Source organism: Bacillus sp. AFS040349 (assembly GCF_002577655.1).
GTDB lineage: Bacteria > Bacillota > Bacilli > Bacillales > Bacillaceae > Metabacillus.
In genome coordinates this window covers 91,609-113,163 of sequence record NZ_NUMC01000078.1, presented here as the reverse complement: position 1 = coordinate 113,163, position 21,555 = coordinate 91,609, and the positions used below count along the sequence as shown (strand labels likewise).

At 35.1% G+C, this 21,555-nt stretch carries 21 protein-coding genes; 5 read left to right on the top strand and 16 right to left on the bottom strand.

Features of this window, described 5'->3' with window-relative positions; genetic code table 11:
- Positions 1-54: 54 nt before the first annotated feature.
- Together COD11_RS16850 and COD11_RS16845 are read left to right on the top strand one after the other, a co-directional pair.
- Positions 55-1,776: a sensor histidine kinase gene (locus tag COD11_RS16850; protein WP_098798066.1), complete on the top strand. Its 1,722-nt coding sequence runs from the start codon at positions 55-57 to the stop codon at positions 1,774-1,776.
- A 9-nt stretch (positions 1,777-1,785) separates the two neighbouring features.
- Positions 1,786-2,517, top strand: a complete 732-nt coding sequence (locus COD11_RS16845) for a LytR/AlgR family response regulator transcription factor (protein ID WP_098798065.1) — start codon at positions 1,786-1,788, stop codon at positions 2,515-2,517.
- 113 nt (positions 2,518-2,630) lie between these two features.
- Here COD11_RS16845 and COD11_RS16840 read toward each other — a convergent pair whose 3' ends face one another.
- Positions 2,631-4,250, bottom strand: a complete 1,620-nt coding sequence (locus COD11_RS16840) for an ABC-F family ATP-binding cassette domain-containing protein (protein ID WP_098798064.1) — start codon at positions 4,248-4,250, stop codon at positions 2,631-2,633.
- A gap of 294 nt (positions 4,251-4,544) precedes the next feature.
- Here COD11_RS16840 and COD11_RS16835 point away from each other — a divergent pair, with 294 nt between their 5' ends.
- Complete coding sequence (locus COD11_RS16835; RefSeq protein WP_098798063.1) at positions 4,545-4,970, top strand: hypothetical protein; 426 nt, start codon at positions 4,545-4,547, stop codon at positions 4,968-4,970.
- Between the two features lie 129 nt (positions 4,971-5,099).
- On the opposite strand, the gene COD11_RS16830 is transcribed toward COD11_RS16835, so the two are convergent.
- Positions 5,100-5,987, bottom strand: a complete 888-nt coding sequence (locus tag COD11_RS16830; protein ID WP_098798062.1) for a CPBP family intramembrane glutamic endopeptidase — start codon at positions 5,985-5,987, stop codon at positions 5,100-5,102.
- 14 nt (positions 5,988-6,001) lie between these two features.
- A complete protein-coding gene (locus COD11_RS16825) occupies positions 6,002-6,613 on the bottom strand; it encodes a LysE/ArgO family amino acid transporter (RefSeq protein ID WP_098798061.1) in 612 nt (203 codons plus the stop codon).
- A gap of 246 nt (positions 6,614-6,859) precedes the next feature.
- Between COD11_RS16825 and COD11_RS16820 the strand changes: the two genes are divergently transcribed.
- Both COD11_RS16820 and COD11_RS16815 read left to right on the top strand, forming a co-directional pair.
- Positions 6,860-8,302, top strand: coding sequence for a carbon starvation CstA family protein (locus tag COD11_RS16820; protein WP_098798060.1), 1,443 nt, complete (start codon positions 6,860-6,862; stop codon positions 8,300-8,302).
- Positions 8,303-8,437: 135 nt separating this feature from the next.
- Entirely contained in the window at positions 8,438-8,698 is a 261-nt protein-coding gene (locus COD11_RS16815) for a hypothetical protein (protein WP_098798059.1), read from the top strand.
- An 11-nt stretch (positions 8,699-8,709) separates the two neighbouring features.
- On the opposite strand, the gene COD11_RS16810 is transcribed toward COD11_RS16815, so the two are convergent.
- The 13 genes from COD11_RS16810 to COD11_RS16755 form a co-directional block, all read right to left on the bottom strand.
- Entirely contained in the window at positions 8,710-9,636 is a 927-nt protein-coding gene (locus tag COD11_RS16810) for a DUF4349 domain-containing protein (protein ID WP_098798058.1), read from the bottom strand.
- Between the two features lie 129 nt (positions 9,637-9,765).
- On the bottom strand, positions 9,766-10,326 hold the full coding sequence (lepB, locus tag COD11_RS16805) for a signal peptidase I (protein WP_098798057.1): 561 nt from the start codon (positions 10,324-10,326) through the stop codon (positions 9,766-9,768).
- 181 nt (positions 10,327-10,507) lie between these two features.
- Positions 10,508-10,930 (bottom strand): organic hydroperoxide resistance protein, encoded by a 423-nt coding sequence (locus COD11_RS16800; RefSeq protein WP_098798056.1) that lies wholly within the window; start codon positions 10,928-10,930, stop codon positions 10,508-10,510.
- A gap of 156 nt (positions 10,931-11,086) precedes the next feature.
- The gene (locus tag COD11_RS16795; RefSeq protein ID WP_098798055.1) at positions 11,087-12,952 is read right to left on the bottom strand and encodes a PTS fructose transporter subunit IIABC; all 1,866 of its coding nucleotides are present in this window, start codon (positions 12,950-12,952) and stop codon (positions 11,087-11,089) included.
- Positions 12,953-12,965: 13 nt separating this feature from the next.
- Positions 12,966-13,877 (bottom strand): 1-phosphofructokinase, encoded by a 912-nt coding sequence (gene pfkB, locus COD11_RS16790; RefSeq protein ID WP_098798054.1) that lies wholly within the window; start codon positions 13,875-13,877, stop codon positions 12,966-12,968.
- On the bottom strand, positions 13,874-14,629 hold the full coding sequence (locus COD11_RS16785) for a DeoR/GlpR family DNA-binding transcription regulator (RefSeq protein WP_098798053.1): 756 nt from the start codon (positions 14,627-14,629) through the stop codon (positions 13,874-13,876). The genes pfkB and COD11_RS16785 overlap by 4 nt, the downstream gene beginning before the upstream one ends.
- Positions 14,630-14,955: 326 nt before the next feature.
- A complete protein-coding gene (locus tag COD11_RS16780) occupies positions 14,956-16,149 on the bottom strand; it encodes an ABC transporter permease (RefSeq protein WP_098798052.1) in 1,194 nt (397 codons plus the stop codon).
- Positions 16,146-16,832 carry an ABC transporter ATP-binding protein gene (locus COD11_RS16775; RefSeq protein ID WP_098798051.1) on the bottom strand — a complete coding sequence of 229 codons (687 nt, stop codon included), beginning with the start codon at positions 16,830-16,832 and terminating at the stop codon, positions 16,146-16,148. Before COD11_RS16775 ends, COD11_RS16780 begins: the two co-directional genes overlap by 4 nt.
- Complete coding sequence (locus COD11_RS16770; RefSeq protein ID WP_098798050.1) at positions 16,829-17,947, bottom strand: efflux RND transporter periplasmic adaptor subunit; 1,119 nt, start codon at positions 17,945-17,947, stop codon at positions 16,829-16,831. Before COD11_RS16770 ends, COD11_RS16775 begins: the two co-directional genes overlap by 4 nt.
- Positions 17,947-18,105, bottom strand: coding sequence for a hypothetical protein (locus tag COD11_RS26940; protein ID WP_176551123.1), 159 nt, complete (start codon positions 18,103-18,105; stop codon positions 17,947-17,949). The genes COD11_RS16770 and COD11_RS26940 overlap by 1 nt, the downstream gene beginning before the upstream one ends.
- 63 nt (positions 18,106-18,168) lie before the next feature.
- Positions 18,169-18,615, bottom strand: coding sequence for a YknW family membrane protein (yknW, locus tag COD11_RS16765; protein ID WP_176551122.1), 447 nt, complete (start codon positions 18,613-18,615; stop codon positions 18,169-18,171).
- 121 nt (positions 18,616-18,736) lie between these two features.
- The gene (locus COD11_RS16760; RefSeq protein ID WP_098798048.1) at positions 18,737-20,179 is read right to left on the bottom strand and encodes an NAD-dependent malic enzyme; all 1,443 of its coding nucleotides are present in this window, start codon (positions 20,177-20,179) and stop codon (positions 18,737-18,739) included.
- Between the two features lie 218 nt (positions 20,180-20,397).
- Positions 20,398-21,498, bottom strand: a complete 1,101-nt coding sequence (locus tag COD11_RS16755) for an AbrB family transcriptional regulator (RefSeq protein ID WP_098798047.1) — start codon at positions 21,496-21,498, stop codon at positions 20,398-20,400.
- Positions 21,499-21,555 lie beyond the last annotated feature (57 nt).

Below are 21,555 nucleotides of genomic sequence, written 5' to 3'. Positions count from 1 at the left end.
TTCCGATTATCAGCTGTGCTAAAATATGTACAAATAATAGCGAGGTGTGTAAACATGTTTGTATTATTTTTAACGATGCTTGAAAGATTGGGAATTATTGTTACTGTTGCATTAATTATGACAAGGTTGCCTTTCTTCAGACATATGATTGAACGTAACGAAATTAGTAGAAAACAACAATACTATGCAATTTTATTCTTTGGTGCTTTTGGTATAATTGGTACATATTCTGGTATAACGTTTGATTCAACCTCTTTACAGTTTGACAGGTGGACCTATGCTCTAGGCAATGAGGAAGCAATTGCCAATTCAAGAGTTATTGGCATTATTATCGCAGGACTACTGGGTGGTTATAAAGTCGGTATTGGCGCAGGTTTATTAGCTGGAATTCATCGATATTCTCTCGGCGGATTTACTTCTTTATCTTGCGGAATATCTGCAATACTTGCTGGAATTCTATCTGGGTTTTTTTACAGAAAAAAAGCTCGTCTAAATTTATCAACTGCATTAGTTGTTGGTGCTTTAGCCGAGACAATACAGATGCTTGTGATCCTCCTCATTTCAAGACCGTTCAGTCAAGCATTACAGCTTGTAGAAGCAATTGGCCTACCAATGATTGTTGCAAATGGTGTTGGATCAGCTATATTTCTTCTTATCATACGAAACGTATTAAATGAGGAAGAAAAAATTGGTGCTCTGCAAGCTCAGAAAGCGCTAAGATTAGCGGAGCAAACTCTTAGTTATTTAAGAAATGGACTAACGTTACAAACCGCAGATGTTGTGTGTAGAATTATTTTAAAAGAGGTAGACGCCTTGGCCATCTCTGTAACAAATCAGGAAAGAATTCTAGCTCATGTTGGAATGGCTGATAATCATCACCAAGCTAATCAAAAGATTCAAACAACCTTAACAAAACAAGTCATTGAAAATGGAAAGCTCACAATTGCCAAGCAAGAAGATATTCATTGTCAAGAAAAAAACTGTCCATTAGGAGCTGCTGTTATTGCTCCACTAAAAATAAGGGATGAAACAATCGGAACATTAAAATTTTATTTTCAATCTGAAAAAGACATTTCATATTTAGTCATCGAATTAATTAGTGGGTTAAGTTCATTGCTTAGCAACCAATTAGAAATAGCAGAAGCGGAGCAAGCAAAACAATTAGCAAACGAAGCAGAAATTAAAGTGCTTCAAGCACAAATAAGTCCTCATTTTTTATTTAATTCATTAAACATTATTGTCTCATTAATTAGGACAAACCCTGACTTAGCAAGAAAGTTACTTTTATCTTTATCACAGTTTTTTAGAAAAAATCTTACAGGAACAACGACAAAATGGACTACCCTTGAGGAAGAACTTGCACATGTAAGGGCATATCTCTCTATCGAGGAAGCAAGATTTGTTGATAGACTATCCGTTAAGTATGATATAGATCATCTGGCTTTATCTCAAAAAGTTCCAACTCTAACTTTACAACCAATTGTTGAAAACGCCATCAAGCATGGCATAAGAGAATTGGATAAAAATTGCTTGATTAAAATTTCTATTAAACATAAGGGTACTAGCATATTTGTAACAATTGAAGATAATGGAAAGGGGATTGAGCTTAGTCGATTAAACTCTTTAGTAAAAAGTATTGTTGAGTCCAAACAGGGCACTGGCTTTGGGTTATATAATGTGAATCGAAGACTTTTGCTCATGCTCGGAGAGGAAAGCACACTACGCATTTCTTCAAAACTTAATGAAGGCACAACCGTTTCTTTTAAAGTAAAGTAGGAGGACAATATGAAAAAACGACAAATTAAACTATTGATCGTTGATGATGAACGCTATAGCAGGGATGAATTAAAACACTTACTTTCAGAGCATGATAACCTTCATGTTGTTGGCGAGGCAGACTCAGGTGAATCTGCCTTAGTTAAAACTCTGCAACTAAAGCCAGATGTTGTTTTTTTAGATATCGAGATGCCTAAAATGAATGGAATAGAAACAGCTATGGCAATGAAAGAATTAAAGCATCAACCTCTCCTAGTTTTTGCAACAGCCTACCCTTCATTTGCAGTAGATGCCTTTCGTTATGATGCAATTGATTATGTCTTAAAACCTTTTGAAGAAGAGAGATTGCAAGAAACAATTGGTAGACTGGAAGATCGCTTAGTAAATGTTATCCCCCAGCAAGAAGACTCTCCTTCAAAATTAGCCGTGGAAAGCGATGAGGGAATAGTCTATATTCACCCAGACGAAATTCTCTATTTATATCGAGATGAAAGAGTAACGAAAATTGTTGGCAGTGTATTTAAATATGAAACGAAAACTCCTTTAAAAGATCTAGAAATACGACTAAAGGATTTTAGTTTTTTCAGAATACATAAAAGTTATCTTGTTAATTTAAAATTCGTAACTAGATTAATTCCATGGTTCAATGGCGCCTATCAACTTGAGCTAAAAGGTCATTCTGAACTACTTTCTGTTAGTCGTAACTATGTTAAGGCACTGCGAGAACGATTAGAAATATAGTCCTTAAGATATATACTAAACATCACAAAAGGTAACCTATGAAACAAATTATTATTGATATAGGGCAAAAAAAATAGCTGGTATGAAAAAATTCATACCAGCTATTTTTTAAATTAAGCATATAATTGCTTTACTTGTTTTTGAACATTATCATCTTCTAAGAATTCATCGTATGTCATTTGTTTATCAACTAAGCCATTCGCAGTTATTTCAATAATGCGATTAGCAATTGTTTGAACAAACTGATGGTCATGTGAAGTAAAGATCATTGCGCCTTTATATGCTGTTAGACCATTATTTAAAGCGGTAATTGATTCAAGGTCTAAGTGGTTCGTTGGTTCATCCAGTAAGAGCACATTAGCTCCACTAAGCATCATTTTCGATAGCATACAACGAACTTTCTCTCCTCCAGATAATACACTTGGCTTTTTCAAAACTTCTTCACCAGAGAAAAGCATACGACCTAAGAAGCCACGTAAAAAGCTTTCACTTTGGTCATTAGGAGAATATTGGCGTAACCAGTCGACTAAATTCGGCTCATCACCTTTAAAATACTCGCCATTATCTTTTGGGAAATATGCCTGAGAAGTTGTTACCCCCCATTTAAATGAGCCACTATCAGGCTCCATTTCACCAGCTAAGATTTTAAAAAGAGTTGTAATCGCAATTTCATCACGACCAACTAATGCAATTTTATCTTCCTTGTTCAAAGTAAAACTAATATTATCTAAAACTTTTACACCATCGATTGTTTTTGATAATCCTTCAACACGCAAAACATCGTTCCCTATCTCACGCTCAGGTGTAAAGTTTACATAAGGATAACGACGAGAAGATGGCTGAATGTCGTCTAAGGAAATCTTATCTAATAATTTTTTACGTGATGTTGCTTGTTTTGACTTCGAAGCATTAGCGCTAAATCTCGCAATAAAGTTTTGAAGCTCTTTAATTTTTTCTTCTTTTTTCTTATTAGCTTCTTGACCTAGTTTAAGTGCCAATTGACTAGACTCATACCAAAAGTCATAGTTTCCAACATAGATTTTGATTTTAGAGAAATCTAAATCAGCAATATGTGTACAAACTTTGTTTAAGAAATGACGGTCATGGGATACTACAATAACAGTATTCTCAAAGTTGATAAGGAATTCCTCTAGCCATTGAATCGCATGGATATCAAGATGGTTGGTTGGCTCGTCTAAGAGAAGAACATCCGGCTCACCAAAAAGTGCTTGAGCTAAGAGTACTTTAACCTTATCTCCACCTGTTAAATCTGCCATCTTCTTTGTATGAAGGTCCTCAGAGATACCAAGTCCTTTTAAAAGGATTGCTGCTTCACTTTCGGCTTCCCAACCATTAAGCTCAGCAAACTCACCTTCTAATTCAGCCGCCTTCATACCATCTTCATCTGTGAAATCAGCTTTCATATAGATAGCATCTTTTTCTTGCATGACTTCATAAAGGCGTTTATGACCCATAATGACAGTTTTCAAAACTTCATGCTCTTCATATTCAAAATGATTTTGTTTTAATACAGCTAAACGCTCACCAGGTGCCATGCTAACATCACCAGATTGGGCTTCAATCTCACCTGATAAAATTTTAATAAATGTTGATTTCCCGGCTCCATTTGCCCCGATTAAACCGTAGCAGTTACCCGGCGTAAATTTAATATTAACATCTTCAAAAAGCTTGCGATCTCCAAATCGTAAGCTAACATTCGTAACTTGAATCATGAAACATCCTCCAATAACAAGGGATCTGATTACCCTAATACTTATTTTAATAGCTCTTTAAGCCTGTTAAATAATGCACATTTAACGAGGCGTAAAAGTCAATATTGACTTCAACCACAGCAATTTTATAGAAAATTACACATTAAGCTATGCTAATTATAAAGGAATTTATTACTAAGGGCAACGTGTAGCCTAAAAGATAAAGATTTTTTCACCCACTGATATTAAAAACGGAGGTATAAAATATGCTTCATTTGTTAACGACTTAATTTAGGGAACGGAGGTAATTACCAAATGATTTCAACACGCGGGGATGCACATAAACTTTATTTAAAATTCAAAAAAACAGTCGAGAATGGACAACCGCTTCATAAGTTAAAAGAACTAAAAGAAATAGAACAAATTAAACATTTCTATCTTACTATCGATACCTCAACATTAGAGAAAATGTATTATCGAATTTTAAAGGAGAAAAATGGAACAGGAATGATTCCTGTATTTGTATCTGCTGGTCCTTGGCTACTTTTTCTTTTTTCAAAGCAACTTCAAGAATTTTTATTTAAGAACGGCAGTATGCCTTTTGTTATTTTTATTTCCATCTATCTAACAATACTAGTTATAAGTGTTATCCTACATTTTCGAGAAAGATCCTGGGCTGCAATACACCTAACCTTGATCGAAAATATTTTAAAGGAACGACATTCGACACTAGTTCACTAATTAAAAAACTTGGCTCAGCCAAGTTAATGGGGAACCTTAGTCTTCCTTATACTCTCATCCACAAAAGCCTTCTGATAGTATAAAAAAAGAGCGGGCTAAATAGCACGCTCTATACATGATTAAAAGTCTCTATTTTATCTCTTTCTTTTGTTTCCGAAATACAATAATTGTAAATAACACACCAGTGATTATCGTAGTAAGTGTCGAAAGCATCGCATTGACATTCGTTGTTACAAACACGGAAGGTATGTCACCATAAACAGTATCATCCATTGTTAAAAATAAGCAGAGAAACATATTATTTGCCGCATGTGCACCAATCGAGAACTCTGAACTGTTTGTTTTTATTGAAATATACGTCCAAATAAACCCCATTGCTAAGTAATCTAACGCTACCCAAAAAGCTCCATACTCCATTTCTGGGTTAAAAAAGTGAAGACTACCAAAAATCCCGCCTACTATAATAGCGAGCAAAATCGGATTTTTCGTGAATTTCGCTCCCCATTGAAGAAGAAACCCTCTGAAAAGAAGTTCTTCAGAAGTTGTTTGAATCGGAACCAGTAAAATTACCGCAACCAATAACCACATAAACCTATCAGCATCAAAATCATTTAAATAATAATCATTCGGGAAAAAGGCATAATCAATTAGTGTAAACGCAATTAGTAATATAAATAAAACTACATAACCATAAAATATTTTTCCCCAATTTAGGTTTTTATACGGCGTTATTAATGAGATGAACCTTCTTTTTAAGATCGCTTTAACTGCAATAAGTAGACCAAGAATCAAAAAAATGCTTTGCAAGTGTAATAGGTAAAGATCAACTAAAGGATCTGTTACCATACCTGTCTCAAAATCTATCAAACCAGGTTTAATAAACTCACCTAATATAAGTGCTACTGTATATGCAACTGTTCCTAAAATAAGCATAAAAGCTAAAATAACAAATAGAGAACCAATATATCTCTTATGCGTATTTTTACCTTCTTCAATTTTGATAAAACTCTGCCTCATAAACAAATCTCCCTTTAACTTATTAATTGAAAGATTAAATAAACAGCTACTGCCCAAATAATAAGAGCAGAAACTTTATTTATTTTTCTTAAATGTTTTCCGTTTTGATCAATTTTCTTTATACTTCTTCCTGTTAGTGCGAGACCAAGAAACCAAATCCAGGAAACAATAATACACGCTAGTGTAAATAACACCTTGTCTCCTTCATTATAAGCAAGTGAACTCGTCCCAATGACACCAATTGTATCTAAAATTGCATGTGGATTTAATAGAGAAACACTCATCGCAAACATAACTTGTTTTTTAGGAGATAAGGAGGATGAATGATGCTCCTTTTCTGATTGTTCATCTGACCTCCAAACAGACCAACCCATATAAAGCAAAAACATAATGCCTATCAAAAATATAGCTACTTTTAACCATTCAAATGAAAAAACAATAACAGACACTCCTAGGACTGCAAGAATAATTAAAAATGTATCACAAAGTGCTGCTGTAACAATAACCGGAAGAGCCTGAACAAACCGAGGTTGAAGTGCCCCTTGGTTAAAAACAAACACATTTTGTGCACCTAAAGGAAGAATTAACCCAAATGCTAATAATATTCCATGCAATATTGCTTCCACTTCTTTTCCTCCATGTTTTTAAGAGTTTCCTTTTTTAGCAGATATTAACATCATATATGAATACGGATTGTTTTTAAATATTTAACTTCTTTTCTTATGTTCTATTTATTTTCACATGCATCTTGAAAGCGTTTTACTACATGTTACACTCTCTATTTCACATCTTAATCACAAAACACTCCGATTTAGCTGTTTTTTTGTTAAGATCTATGTAAGCGTAATCATTACTCTAAAGGAGGTCCTTTTATGTATACATTTATTGCTGGAATTGTACTATTAATCTTAGGATATTTTATCTACGGTCGATTTGTAGAAAAAGTTTTTGGTGTGAAGGAAGCAAGAAAAACACCTGCCATTACTCGTAGAGATGATGTTGATTACCTTCCTATGGGTAAGAAACGTAATTCTCTAATTCAATTATTAAATATCGCTGGAGTTGGACCGATCTTCGGACCTATTATGGGAGCTTTGTACGGTCCTGCAGCATTCATTTGGATTGTAATCGGATGTATATTTGCCGGTGCTGTTCATGACTATTTAACAGGTATGATTTCAATTCGTAATCGTGGAGCACATTTACCAGAGCTTGCAGGTAAATTTTTAGGTAAAGCAATGAAACACGCTGTAAATGCTTTTGCTATTTTACTATTACTTTTAGTTGGAACTGTATTTGTAACAGCACCAGCCGATTTATTAGCAGGTATTACTCCTGATTGGGTATCATTTGGAGTTATTATAGGTGCTATCTTTATCTACTATATTTTAGCAACACTATTACCAATTGATAAGGTTATTGGTCGTTTATATCCAATTTTCGGGGCTTTACTTTTAATAAGTGCAATTGGTGTAGGTGTATCATTACTCATTACCGGTGCACCAATTCCTGAATTAACGTTTGCTAATATGCATCCTGATAACGCACCGATCTTCCCTCTTTTATTTTTAACTATTTCTTGTGGAGCTTTATCCGGATTTCATGCAACACAAACACCGATCATTTCACGTACAACACAAAATGAAGCACAAGGTCGCTTTATTTTTTATGGAATGATGATTGCTGAAGGAATTATTGCGATGATCTGGGCAGCTGCAGCTATGAGTTTATTTGATGGCTATAATGGATTAGCTGATATTTTGGCTAATGGAGGGCCTGCAGCAGTTGTAAGTGAAGCTTCTACTGCCATGTTAGGAGCAATTGGCGGAACGTTAGCTGTTCTAGGTGTCATTGTACTACCGATTACTTCTGGTGATACAGCATTTAGAAGTGCACGTATGATCATTGCAGACTATTTAAACATTTCTCAATCTAAAATTATGAGTCGCCTTTGGATTGCGATTCCATTGTTTGTTATCTCTTTTGCTCTAACTAAAATAGACTTTACACTATTATGGCGTTATTTTTCTTGGGCAAATCAATCAACAGCAGTAATTGCATTATGGGTAGCTTCAATGTATTTGTTCATCGCTAAGAAAAACTATTGGATTGCTATGATTCCAGGAATTTTCATGACAATGGCCACCTCCACGTATATTTTGAATGCAGCAATTGGCTTCGGATTATCATTAACAACATCATATATCGGCGCAAGCATCATCACTGTTTTAATAACTGGTCTCTTCTATAAGGCTGCTATTAAGGCAAGAGAAAATAAATTACAACTTGATGATGACATAAACATTGCAGCATAGCATTTTCCAAAAAAGAAGCAGCTTTCCCAGCTGCTTCTTCTCTATTTATAATTTCAATTATTAGTCCTTGCCTTTCTTAAACTCATATTTCATTTATGTTAAAATAAGCTATCTAAAAGTTTAAGGGAGACTAACATGAAATTACACACTCTAATTGAATACTGCTTGCTAATCTTTTTTTCGGGAATTTACTTTGCCTTTCTAGGTTTTGAGTCTAGTGGGGTTACGTTTATTATCGGGGTTATATTCATTTACATAATTATTTCGCTCTCACTAAAGCAAATTCTTCCCCATTATCACCTTGCGGATAAAAAAATGCCTATTTTAGTTAGTGTACTACTAGTAATTGGTTCTATCTTTATAACGATGCTTATTTTAACGATCTTGGCTACATAAAAGCATTTCATTTATTCACCTAAATTAGTTGGTGGTTTTCCTTGATTATGCCTTCTTTTTCTTTTAAAAATGAAAAGCGCAATAAAAAGAATTCCACCAATAATAATTAAAATCGGTAAACTTCCAACTAAGAAAATAAAAATACTAGACATTGACTTTAAAACAACATTAACACTTTCCATGAACTGCTTCTTTGTCCGCTCCCAAGTATTCAAACCCTCATTTTCAAGACCTGGAACACTTACTTTATCTTCTCTAACTTGAAGCGTTACAGTAGCTAAACTAACTTGATTATCTAAGTAATTCATTCTTCCCTTTATTGTCTCAATTTCTTCTTGAATAGCTGCTAAGTCGCTTGAAATTTTTAATAAATCCTCTGTTTTTTCAGCCTTCTCCATAAATTCTAGTAATCTTTTTTCAACAACTTGTTTAGATTTCAAACGTGATTCAAGATCAACATATTCTTCTGTTACATCTTGGCCGGAAATTGAACGATCTAAAACCTTTGTACTTCCCTTTTCAACACTCTCCAAAAATAAATGAAAAGATTCCTGTGGTATTCTCACTGTTATTGTACCTTCAACCGTTTCTCCATCATCCACAGAGTAGGAATGAGATTGCACAACATATCCATGTAAAGTTTCTATTTTCTCTTGAACGAATTTCACTGTTTCATCAAAGTTCGACACTTTTATAGACAGATCAGCAGTATAAATAACCTTCCTGTCACTTTCAAAGTTATCTTCCTTTTTTTCCTTTTCAACCGCATTTTCTACTAAATCTGCTTCTGATCGTTCTTTCTTTTCCAGTTCCGGAACAGCTTGATCAGCAGATTCACTCGTCGTATTCTCAGTTGCACTCTCACTTGAATTATTACTACAACCAGTAAAAAGAATAACAAGAAAGAATGAACATAAAAGAAACCTCCACTTTTTCATCTTTTTAACACTTCCTTTGTTGTGTTTGACTTATATATGTAGTCGCTTAAAAGAATGAAATGTTACAAAAATATGGAAGATAAATTTAAAAAGACGACAAATAAAACTTTGTCGTCTTCGTTGTATCAACTATTCTGTTTTACTTAAATGATCAAATGGGAAAAAGATAAATTCAGATTTACCCAAAATACGATCTTTTTCAATTAAACCTAGACCGTTTCGACTATCCATGCTATTAAGTCGATTATCTCCCATAACAAAATAGTTACCGTTCGGTACCTCTATTTCTTCAAAATCATCCGTTAAGTCAATTCCTATACTCTCTGCTTCCTTTTCATTACTATCAAGATATGGTTCCTTTATAACCGTTCCGTTGACATACACTTTTCCATCTTGCGCACTGACCTTATCTCCTGGGACACCTATTACACGTTTTACATAGCGAATATTTTCTTCTTTGCCATCAATAATAACAATATCACCTTTATCAATCTCACCAATAAATTTTAACGTTTTATTAACAAAAAGACGATCCCCATCATGTAGTGTTGGATCCATCGAAGACCCTTCTACAAGATATGGTTCAAATAAAAAAATACGAATAATCATAGCTAGTCCAACCGCTAGCACAATGGCCTTTGTCCATTCCCACATCTTTGACTTCGTTGTTTCTGTTTCAGTTTGCGACATGAAGATCCTCCTATATTACATTGCTCTTTTATCATTATACCTTTTTATATGGATATTTTGCCAATAAATATCCTATTTCTATAAAAACAATTAATCCCCAAATGAAGATATATCATTCGGGGATTAGAAATAATATTACGTTTATTTACTTGAAGAAATTCTTCTAACTTAAAGGTAAATTCTATACAACCTCTAGTTCAACTTCAATATTTCCTCTTGTTGCTTTTGAATATGGACAAAATCCATGTGCCTTTTCAACCAATTCTTGAAGCTTGTCCTTTTCAATTCCTGTTCCTTTTACTTGTAACGTAACACCTAGTTTAAAACCGTCATCAGACTCGTCCTTTAAAAGACTAACATTTGCTGTTACTTCAGATTCAAAGCTCACATTTTCTTTTTTTGCAATTAATTGTAACGCACCGTCAAAGCATGCAGAATAACCAGCCGCAAATAATTGCTCAGGATTTGTTGCTTCAGGCATTTCCTTGGCTCTAGGTGAACCTGGCATTGCTAGTTGTAAATTGATATTACCATCAGATGACTCAACTCTGCCATCTCTTCCACCGACTGCTGTTACTGTTGACGTAAATAATGGTTTTGACAAGTTAATTCCACCTTTCAATTCTATCTTTTTCTCTACTACTTTTATTTACCCAACTTTTTTTACTTTTAATCACTACAGTTGTAAAAGAATTCTCAAAAAAAGAAAAGCAGACTGATTTCTAGTAAACTAAAAACCAGTCTGCTTTTTTACAACTTTTTATTCAATAACACGCTTTTTTAAGATTCCTAACATTAAAGCAGTAACTACTGCACCTATAACAATAGCTAATAGATATAAAACCGGGTTACCTTCAACTAAAGGAATAACAAATGCACCGCCGTGTGGTGCGCGTAATCCATTTCCGAAGAACATTGCTAAGGCTCCAGCTACTGCAGAACCAGTGATAATAGAAGGAATAACACGAGCTGGATCGGCCGCTGCAAAAGGAATAGCACCTTCTGTAATAAATGAAGCACCCATAATATAACAAGTAATCCCTGCTTCACGTTCACGTTTCGTAAATTTATTTTTAAATAAAGTAGTTGCTAATGCAATTCCTAGTGGAGGAACCATACCGCCAGCCATAACTGCAGCATGCGGAGCAAAGTTTCCAGCATCAATCATTGCAATTCCAAATGTGAAAGCAGCTTTATTAATTGGTCCACCCATATCTACTGCCATCATACCACCTAATAGTAAGCCTAGAAGTATTAAGTTTCCTGTACCTAAGTTGCCTAAGAAGTCACTAATCACACCATTTAATGCACTTACAGGTTGATTTACTACAAAGAACATGATCATTCCAACAGTGAATATACTTAATACCGGATATAACAGAACGGGTTTAATTCCTTCTAATGAAGCTGGCATACCAGATAAAAGTTTCTTTAAAAGTACAACAATATAACCAGCTAAGAAACCAGCAATTAATCCACCCAAGAAGCCTGCGCCACCTTGAGCTGCCATAAATCCACCAACCATACCTGGTGCTAAACCTGGACGGTCCGCAATACTTAATGCAATGAATCCAGCTAATACAGGAATCATTAATCCAAATGCATTTCCGCCACCAATTGTGCTCAATGCTTCAGCAAAGGCGTTATGTGAAGGGTCATTAGGGTCTGATGCATGAATTCCAAACATGAATGATAAGGCAATTAAGATACCGCCACCTACAACAAACGGTAACATATTGGATACACCGTTCATTAAGTGCTTATAAAATCCAGTTCTTTCACCACTGCGATCTTCTTTTTTCGATTCTCCACTTCCTTGATAAATTGGAGCATCTTGATTCACAGCACGATCTAATAATTCTTTTGTTTTACGAATACCATCTGCAACTGGAACAATGATCACATGCTTACCTTTAAAACGTTCCATTTCTACTTGTTTATCTGCAGCTACGATAATCGCTGTGGCTTCTTCAATTTCTGCAGGAGTTAAAACATTTTTAGCTCCCCCGGAACCGTTCGTTTCTACTTTTAACGATAAGTTCAGCTCTTTTGCTTTTTCTTTTAATGCATCTGCTGCCATATACGTATGAGCAATACCCGTTGGACATGCAGTAACAGCTAATATTTTTCCTGTTTTCCCTTCAGTTGACACAGCTTCATTCTCATCTTCTTGAACATCATATTGGTCGATAATCGCCAACACTTCATCTTCTGTTTTTGCTTGAAGTAACTGATCTCTAACTTCTTGCTTCATTAATATACTTGAGAGTTTTGACAATGCTTCTAAGTGGGTATTGTTTGCGCCCTCTGGTGCAGCAATCATGAAAAACAAATAACTTGGCTGACCATCTAATGATTCATAATCTACACCATTTGTTGAACGTCCAAACACAATAGCAGGTTCTTTCACTGCATTTGTTTTAGCATGAGGAATGGCAATACCATCACCAATTCCTGTTGTACTTTGTTTTTCACGATTTAATACTGCTTGCTCGTAAGACTCTTTGTTTGAAAGCTTACCAGCACGATCTAAAACATCAACTAATTCTTTTACAACGTCGCCCTTTGACGTTGATTGGATTTCTAATTTTATTGTCCTTTTTGTTAATACTTCTGTTATCCTCATCTTTTTTCCCCCTCTATATTTTGACTACTTCTATTTGAGGCAATAACTCTTCTACTTCTTTTTTTGTGCACAGCTCAAGTGAAAATGCTGTTGCACTGCCTGAAGCAACACCAATCTTAAACGCTTCTTCCAGCGATTTATTTTCGGAGAAAGCACTTAAAAAGCCACCAACAACTGAATCACCGGCACCAACAGAATTTAATACCTTTCCTTTTGGTACATTTGCTACATAACTTAATTCATTTGTAACTAGAAGTGCCCCTTCACCAGCCATTGAGACAATTACATGCTTTACACCTTGTTGAACGAGTTGCTTTGCATATTTATGTGCATCTTCCACAGATTGAATGTTTGTTTCAAACAATTCCCCTAATTCATGATGGTTTGGTTTAATTAAGAATGGTTTTTCAGATAAAACTTCTTTTAGCGCATCACCAGAAACATCTGCCACTACTTTTATCTCTTTCTCTTTACATATAGTCATGATTTTTTGATAGATAGATGTTGGTAATGTCCCTGGAATACTACCTGCTAAAAGAACAATATCGTCTTGATTCATATGCTGAAACAATTGTAAAAACTGATTTAGCTGTTCTTCTGACACACTAGGTCCCACTCCATTTATCTCTGTCTCAACGTCAGTTTTTAGCTTAACGTTTATTCTCGTATCACCAGAAACTTTTATAAAGTTGTGTTGAATATTCTCTCCAGATAGAAAATCTGCTACAAAAGAACCCGTAAAACCACCTATAAAACCTAATGCGTTAGATTCAACACCTAATCGTTTCAACACACGTGATACATTAATCCCTTTACCACCAGGAAATTTTGAATCTTCCGATGAACGGTTTAACGACCCTAACTCAAATTGTTCAACTCTTACGATGTAATCAACTGATGGATTCAATGTCACGGTATAAATCATGTATTCACTACCTTTATTGCTGTATTTTTTGTATATGGATAAAGGACTTCATCTTCCCCTTCATCCGTTATAATCTTTGCTTCTGAAAGCTGAGCAATTCTTGAAAATGCAATTTCTCCAAATTTGGAATAATCAGCTAAAACATATTTTTCTCTTGAAAGCTTTAGCGCTGTCATTTTCATTGCTGCTTCTTCTGGGTCAGGTGTTGTATAACCTAACTCAACATGTATGCCATTTACTCCTAAAAAACATTTATCAAAACGGTATTGTTCTAATGCCGTTAAAGCACCGCGTCCAATCATAGCACCAGTAGATGGTTTTAAAAATCCACCTATTAAGTATGTTTTTATACCTTTGCTTAAAAGCGGTTCAATAACAGTGAGTCCATTCGTTACAACAACAATTTCTTTTTCAAGTGATAAATAATCAACCATTTGTAGTGTTGTTGTACCTGCATCTAAAAAAATACAATCTCCTTCTTCTATAAGAGCAGCTGCTTCAGCTGCAATCATTTTCTTTTGCTGAAGGTTTTTAGCAGATTTCTCACTAACATTTGGTTCCTTTAGCTTTCCTTGTAAAAGTGCTGCTCCGCCATGAATTCGTTTTAAATATTTATCTTCTTCCAATTGTGTTAAGTCACGACGAATTGTTGACTCTGATGTGTTAGTTAAGTCGACAAGCTCATGTATTTTCACAGAATGTCTTTCTTTTAAAAGATCAAGAATTAGTCGATGACGTTCAGGTGTTAACAAACTAACAACACCTCCTAATTTTTTGTAAGCGAATACATAATCTGCTTACTTTTTCATTATACTTTAATCTCCAGCCAAAATCAATCATATTTTATCAAAAACTATCACTTTTTATCACTATGAACATACAATCCTTTCAAAAACATTCATATATCGAATGATATTTTAATAAAACAATAGGCTGAAGAATCGATGCATTCATTTTATTTGAATGAAATTGATTGTTTTTCGAAAGAATTCAATTGTATTAGTTAAATCAGTCTCTACATTTCAAGAAAAAAACATAATAAAAACCTCCCATAAACAACTAATGGGAGGTTAAAATGTTATTCATATCGTAAAGATTCAATTGGACTTAAGCGGGCCGCTTTATTCGCAGGTAACATTCCAAAAACAATTCCAATAACCATTGAAAATATTAACCCTCCTAAAACAACTTGCCAAGAAATGAGAGGTGGCCATCCAGCAAAGATTGATACAACATTTGCCGCTATTGCTCCTAGTAAAATTCCAATAATTCCACCAATAAGAGTAAGGGTGACCGATTCAATTAGAAATTGAGTAAGAATTTGTCGCTTGGTTGCTCCTAACGCCTTTCTTATACCTATTTCTTTTGTTCGTTCCGTTACGGAAACAAGCATGATGTTCATAACACCTATTCCCCCGACTACAAGTGAAATACCCGCAATTGATCCAATTATTAAAGTCATAATCGTTGTGATTTGTCCAATTCCTTCTGCCATTTCTTCCATATTAAACACTTTATAAGAATCATCTGTATTATGAGTTGTATTTAAAAGAGTTGTTGCCTTTTCTCCAACCTCTTTCATTACGTCAGCATTTGTAGCCTGTAACGTAATTGAATTATATTCATTTTTTCCAAAAGAGTTCCGAAATGTACTCCATGGTACATATACTTCCATCGCCCCGAATGCGAATAAACCTTCTGGCTTCTCTAATACTCCTATAATTTCAATCGGTTGACCATTAATCCAAACAACTTCACCTAACGGCTCAATTTTATCAAACATTTCCTTTTTCAACTCTGAGCTAATAACCCCTACACGTGTGCCTCCAATAAAATCTGCTTCAACCAGATTTCTTCCTGATTCAACCTTCAAGTTATTTACTTCCATATAGGCTTGGTTTATACCATTAACACTAGTATCGGCTGTTTCTTCCCGATATCTTGTTGAAAAGTATTCTGATGAAGCAGCAACAACTTTTTTCACTTCTGGTATATTGCTTAATGAATGAACATCTTCCTGAGTAAAAGCAGCATTCATATAGGCATTTGGGTTTGACAGTAATTCTTCTTCACTTGGTTCATAATAAACTTCAATCGTATTACCAGGACCAGTTATTGAAGTTTTTAGTAATTGCTCTCCACCTTGTCCGATGGCAACAACTAAAATAACCGATGCTACACCGATAATAATTCCGAGCATTGTTAAAATGGACCGCAATTTATGAGCTAATACTGAACTTAATGCCATCTTTACATTTTCAAGTAAGCTCATACTTCTCTCCTCCGCTCTACATCTGAGAGAATGATCCCATCTCTAACTGTTATAATTCTTTTTGCATAATCAGCAACCTCTTGTTCGTGGGTAACAAGTATAACTGTTGTTCCCTCCAAATTTAATTGTGTGAATTGCTCCATTATTGTAATGCTTGTTTTACTATCAAGTGCTCCAGTTGGTTCGTCCGCTAGTATGATTTTAGGGTTATTTACAATTGACCTCGCGATTGCAACACGTTGTTTTTGTCCTCCAGATAACTCATTGGGCAAGTGATTCACCCTCTCGGCTAGCCCAACCTTTTCAAGAGCCTGCTTTGCTCTCTCCTCACGCTCTTTTTTCTTATAACCGGCGTAAACCATAGGAATCTCTACATTTTTTAGAGCCGTGAGCCGGGGGAGAAGCTGAAATTGTTGGAAAACGAAGCCTATCGATAAATTACGTACCTTAGCTAACATTTCATCCTTATAAGTTGAAATGTCCTCATCACCGAGTAAGTATGTGCCCGAGGTAGGGTTGTCTAAACATCCAATAACGTTCATTAGTGTCGATTTTCCGGAACCAGAAGGACCCATAATCGCTACGAATTCACCTTCGTTAATTGTTAGACTAATTCCTTTAAGAACATCCAATGTATCCTGTCCAACTTTATAGCTCTTAGTAATGGAAGTTAACTCAATCATTTCTCATTCACTTCCATGTTATTTTGCAGTTCATTTGAAGGACTAACAATAACTCTTTCTCCTGTTTCTAACCCTGTTTTGATCTCCATATACTCATCACTTGCTGCTCCTGTTTTTACTATTTTACGAATGGCCTTTCCTTCTTCAACAACAAATACATAATATTCTTCAGCATCCTGTTTAACTGCTTCTAAAGGAACAGCAAGAGCTTTTCTTTTTTCTGTTTGGATATCCATTATTAATTTAAAACCTGGTTTTGCTTTAATACCTTTATCATCAATTGTAACCTCAATTGGATACTGAACAGCACTATCTTCATTACCCATTGCATTTTCACTCTGTTCCGGCAGAAGATTAACCTTACTAACGACACCAACCCATTCCTTTCCTGGTACAACATCAGATCTCAATGTTACAGGTTGCTTCTCCTTAATTTTTAAAGAATCATATTCAGAAATGGATCCCTTTACAATGAGCTCATCAGGTTTTGCAATGTGTAAAATAGCTCCTTGAGTGACTCCTTTTGATGCATCTTTACTAATAGAAAGAACCGTACCAGAAATTTCACTTACAACTTCAAGTTCTCCCAGTTTTTTCTCAATTGTTTCTTTTTGAAGCAGCACTTGTCTAGCTTCGATGTTAGCTAATTTTAAATCTGTTTTTAATTGATCTCTTTCGGCATCAACTTGTTTTTTCGCTTCCTCTTTGCCTACTTGCTTCGTCAAATCCTCCTCTTTTTCATCCAAATCATTTATTTGTTTTTCCACCTGATTAATTCGTAGGTAGGAAGATTCTAGAGATAAAGCATTTTGTTCTTTTTCTACTAATAGCTGCTCATTCTCATAACGAAGTAGAGGTGTTCCTTCTTCCACCTTATCTCCTTCTTTTACAAGAATCTCAGCAACTTTACCACTTTCAGGTGATAAGTAAACTAAACTCTCATTTCTTAGCGAAAGTGTACCGGGAACCATTACATTCCCGGTCATTTCACGTTCTTCAACTTTTATTGTATCAACTGTTAGGTTTTCTTTACTTACTGTTCGAAAAACATTAACTCCAACTAATATAATGATTAAGCATGCAACGCCTATACCTATCCAAATTTTTTTCTTCATCAGAACTGTGCAATCCCTTTAAGAACTCCTCCAATTGCTGCAACAATAAGACCTAAAATAAAGAAGATAATAGCAATTGTATATGCTGCAGGTTTGGAAAGTTGGGCTACTTTCACAAGTCCAAGTGCCAGTAAAACATAATACCAAATTTGAAACACTTCAAATACGCCTAAAACTGCTCCTAAAACTCCATCTGCTCCAACAAAGCTGTTAACACTTGTTCACATAATGTACGGATCTCCACCAATTGCGTAAATAATAAGTTGATTTAATAATTGACCAATTGTTGTGATAAATCCGGTGAAAATGATTAGTGAAAACATTTGTTTAAATGAAACTGGTGATTTAGCTATTTTGGCAATTCCTAATAAAATTGCTGCAACAACTACAAAGCCAATTGATGTACCAAATAAACCACCAAGTCCCCCAAAAATGATTCCAAACATTTTTGTAAGCTCAAGCTCTTCAGCCGACATAGCTGGTCCTGGTAATGTAGAATAATCCACGTTAAGTGCTGTAAGGACAGCAATAACTGTTCCAAGTATAGACAAAAGAATTAACGGAAGCCAAATGACTGGTTTTTCTCTTAATCTCTCAAATTGTTCTCCCGGTTGAAAAATCATTCCGAATAATGACGGTTTTTTCGTTTTTATTGTTTGTTCTTCCATGTTTCTACCTCCAAAATTTGTCTTCATTACCTAATACGTAGGAGGTATTAAATGGTTTCAAAAAAAAGCAAAAAAATCTTAAGCTACTTGTTTAAAAAAACTAGTAACCTAAGACTTTTTGCTAATAACTTCTCACTAGTGCATTTTCTTCTTTAAATAGATCTTTTCTTGCCACACCAGATTCATAAGCAGCCTTTACCACTGCCTCGCGTACCTTTTCAACAACTTTTTGATTGAATACACTTGGAACAATGTAGGTTTCACTTAACTCATCATCAGAAACTACATTAGCAATAGCTTTTGCAGTAGCAATTTTCATTTCTTCATTAATTTCTGAAGCCCGGCAATCAAGTGCCCCTCTAAAAATACCAGGGAAACAAAGGACATTATTAATCTGATTTGGAAAATCGGATCTACCTGTCGCCATCACTCTAACATATGGTTCAGCTAGTTCTGGATCAATCTCGGGTACAGGGTTAGCTAATGCGAACACAATTGGATCTTTCGCCATTGTTTTGAGATGTTCTACCGTTAACACACCAGGAGCTGAAACTCCGATAAAAACATCTGCTCCTATTATTACGTCAGTTAAGGAACCACTGATATTTTCTGGGTTTGTCATGTATGCAAAGTCTGTCCAATTTTTATTATCGTATGTTTCATTTCTATTAATAGCACCTGCTCGATCAACACCTATGATGTTTTTCACTCCAGCAGCTAGCAGCATTTTTGCACATGCTGTTCCAGCTGCACCTACACCATTCAAAACAACTTTGATTGATTCAATATTTTTACCAGTAAGCTTAAGTGCATTGTAAAGACCTGCAAGTAATACGACAGCTGTTCCATGTTGGTCGTCATGAAAGACAGGTATGTCCATTTCAGTCTTTAATCTTTCTTCGATTTCAAAGCATCTAGGAGAAGAAATATCTTCTAAATTAATACCTCCAAAGGCAGGCGCAATTGATTTTACAATTGAAATAATCTCTTCCGGATCTTTCGTATCAAGACATATTGGGAATGCATCTACATCTGCCATTTGTTTAAACAGCATTGCTTTTCCTTCCATAACAGGCATTGCAGCCAATGGCCCAATATCACCTAGTCCTAAAACTGCAGTTCCATCAGAAACAACCGCAACCGTATTTCGTTTAATCGTTAACGAGTGAGCTTTAAGTGGCTCATCAGCAATGGCGTTACATACCTGTGCGACTCCAGGTGTATAAACTCTAGATAAATCATCTCGATTTTTAATCGGATTTTTTGGAGTGATTTCTATTTTTCCTCCAAGATGTAATAAAAATGTTCGATCAGAAACTGACAAAATCTTTACACCTTCTAGTTGACCGATTTCGTCCATAACAGTTTGACCATGTTGTTGGTTCTTTACTGTTATCGTTATGTCTCGTACCGTTTGTGTTTTACTTGTTGAGATCACATCAATTCCAATTACATCACCACCAGCTTCCCCAATTACCTTAGCAATCTCACTAAACGTAATAAGGTTTTTCTGAAAATGAAGTCTAATAATTATATTCATGCTTGCATTACTAAGTTGAGACATTCGATACCTCCAAATGCTTTATCAATAAAGGGGATATTAGAACGACTAATCTATTTCTTGTACGTAGCGAAAGCCTATAAGCATTTGCGCTTAAAATAAATTAGGTGAATTGGAAGCGTTTTAATATCCTAAATACATTTTATTATAGGTGCTCTTTCCTGTAATCGTTTTGACAATTTATTGCTTTTAATTTTTTCTGTGTATTTTGTTCATTTTATTTACGGTATTAATTTACTTGCAGTAACTGATTTTTTCTCAATTGTATTTCTACCAAAAAATTTTCTTAAGAATAACGGAATGATGAATAAGATAAAAAACACACGAAATAATTGGAAGGCCGCCACCATTGAAACATCCGCATTTACTGTATGAGCTGTGACACCCATTTCAGGTAATCCACCTGGTGCAATACATAGAAATGCTGTAGACATGGAAATAGAGTATAAGCTATGTAATCCGTATGCTAATAAAAGAGCAAACCCTACAATGAGTAATGATGACAAGATCGTAACCGGCAACAAACTTTGCCAATTACCTAGCATATTTGTTTTCATCCCAAGACCTAGGTAGATCCCCAAGCAAAGCTGGGCCAATATGGTCAAAAAATCAGGCACAGATGGAACACTAAACCCAAATACAGTTAAAAGTGCAGAAGAAATAAGTGGACCAATAATCCATGGAGTAGGGCATTTAAAACGAACTGCCAATTTTGTAAAAAAGAAAACAATAACTAAAAAGATTAATAGTTGTATGTAACCGCTTGTATTCATTTGAGAAACAGAATCTTCCACGAAGCTATCGGTGTGAGAGGTAGATAATGCATGGATCGTTAAAAAAGGTACTAGGAAAATAACCGTTAACATCCTCACCGTTTGCATAAATGTAACAATTGTTGGTTCTGAATCAGTAATTTCTTCACTTAAAATAACCATTTGTGATAATCCTCCGGGTGTTGTCCCCATCACCGCACTTGCTACTTTCATTTTTGTGACCTTTGAAATGAACTTAGCCATTACAAGACCAAATCCAACCATTAAAATTGTTGTTATCATCATTGAGGGAAATTGCTCGAGTATTTGCCTAGCACTCTCCGTTGTAAATGATAACCCCATACTAAAGCCCAAAATCATCTGTCCACCGTTACGAAAACCAATTGGCCAATGTAATTTGCGTTTAGTTATCAACTTCCAAAGCATAACTGCACTTAGTGGACCAAGCATCCATGCTAAAGGCAAGTTAAATAGTAAGAAAAGAGTTCCCCCACATACTCCAACAATGACTGTTTCAATAATAAAATAAAGGTTCATTTGCTTGATCAACCTTACTCACCCCTCATAAATCTACGTTCCTAACTTCTGTTACAATAACTAAAAAAT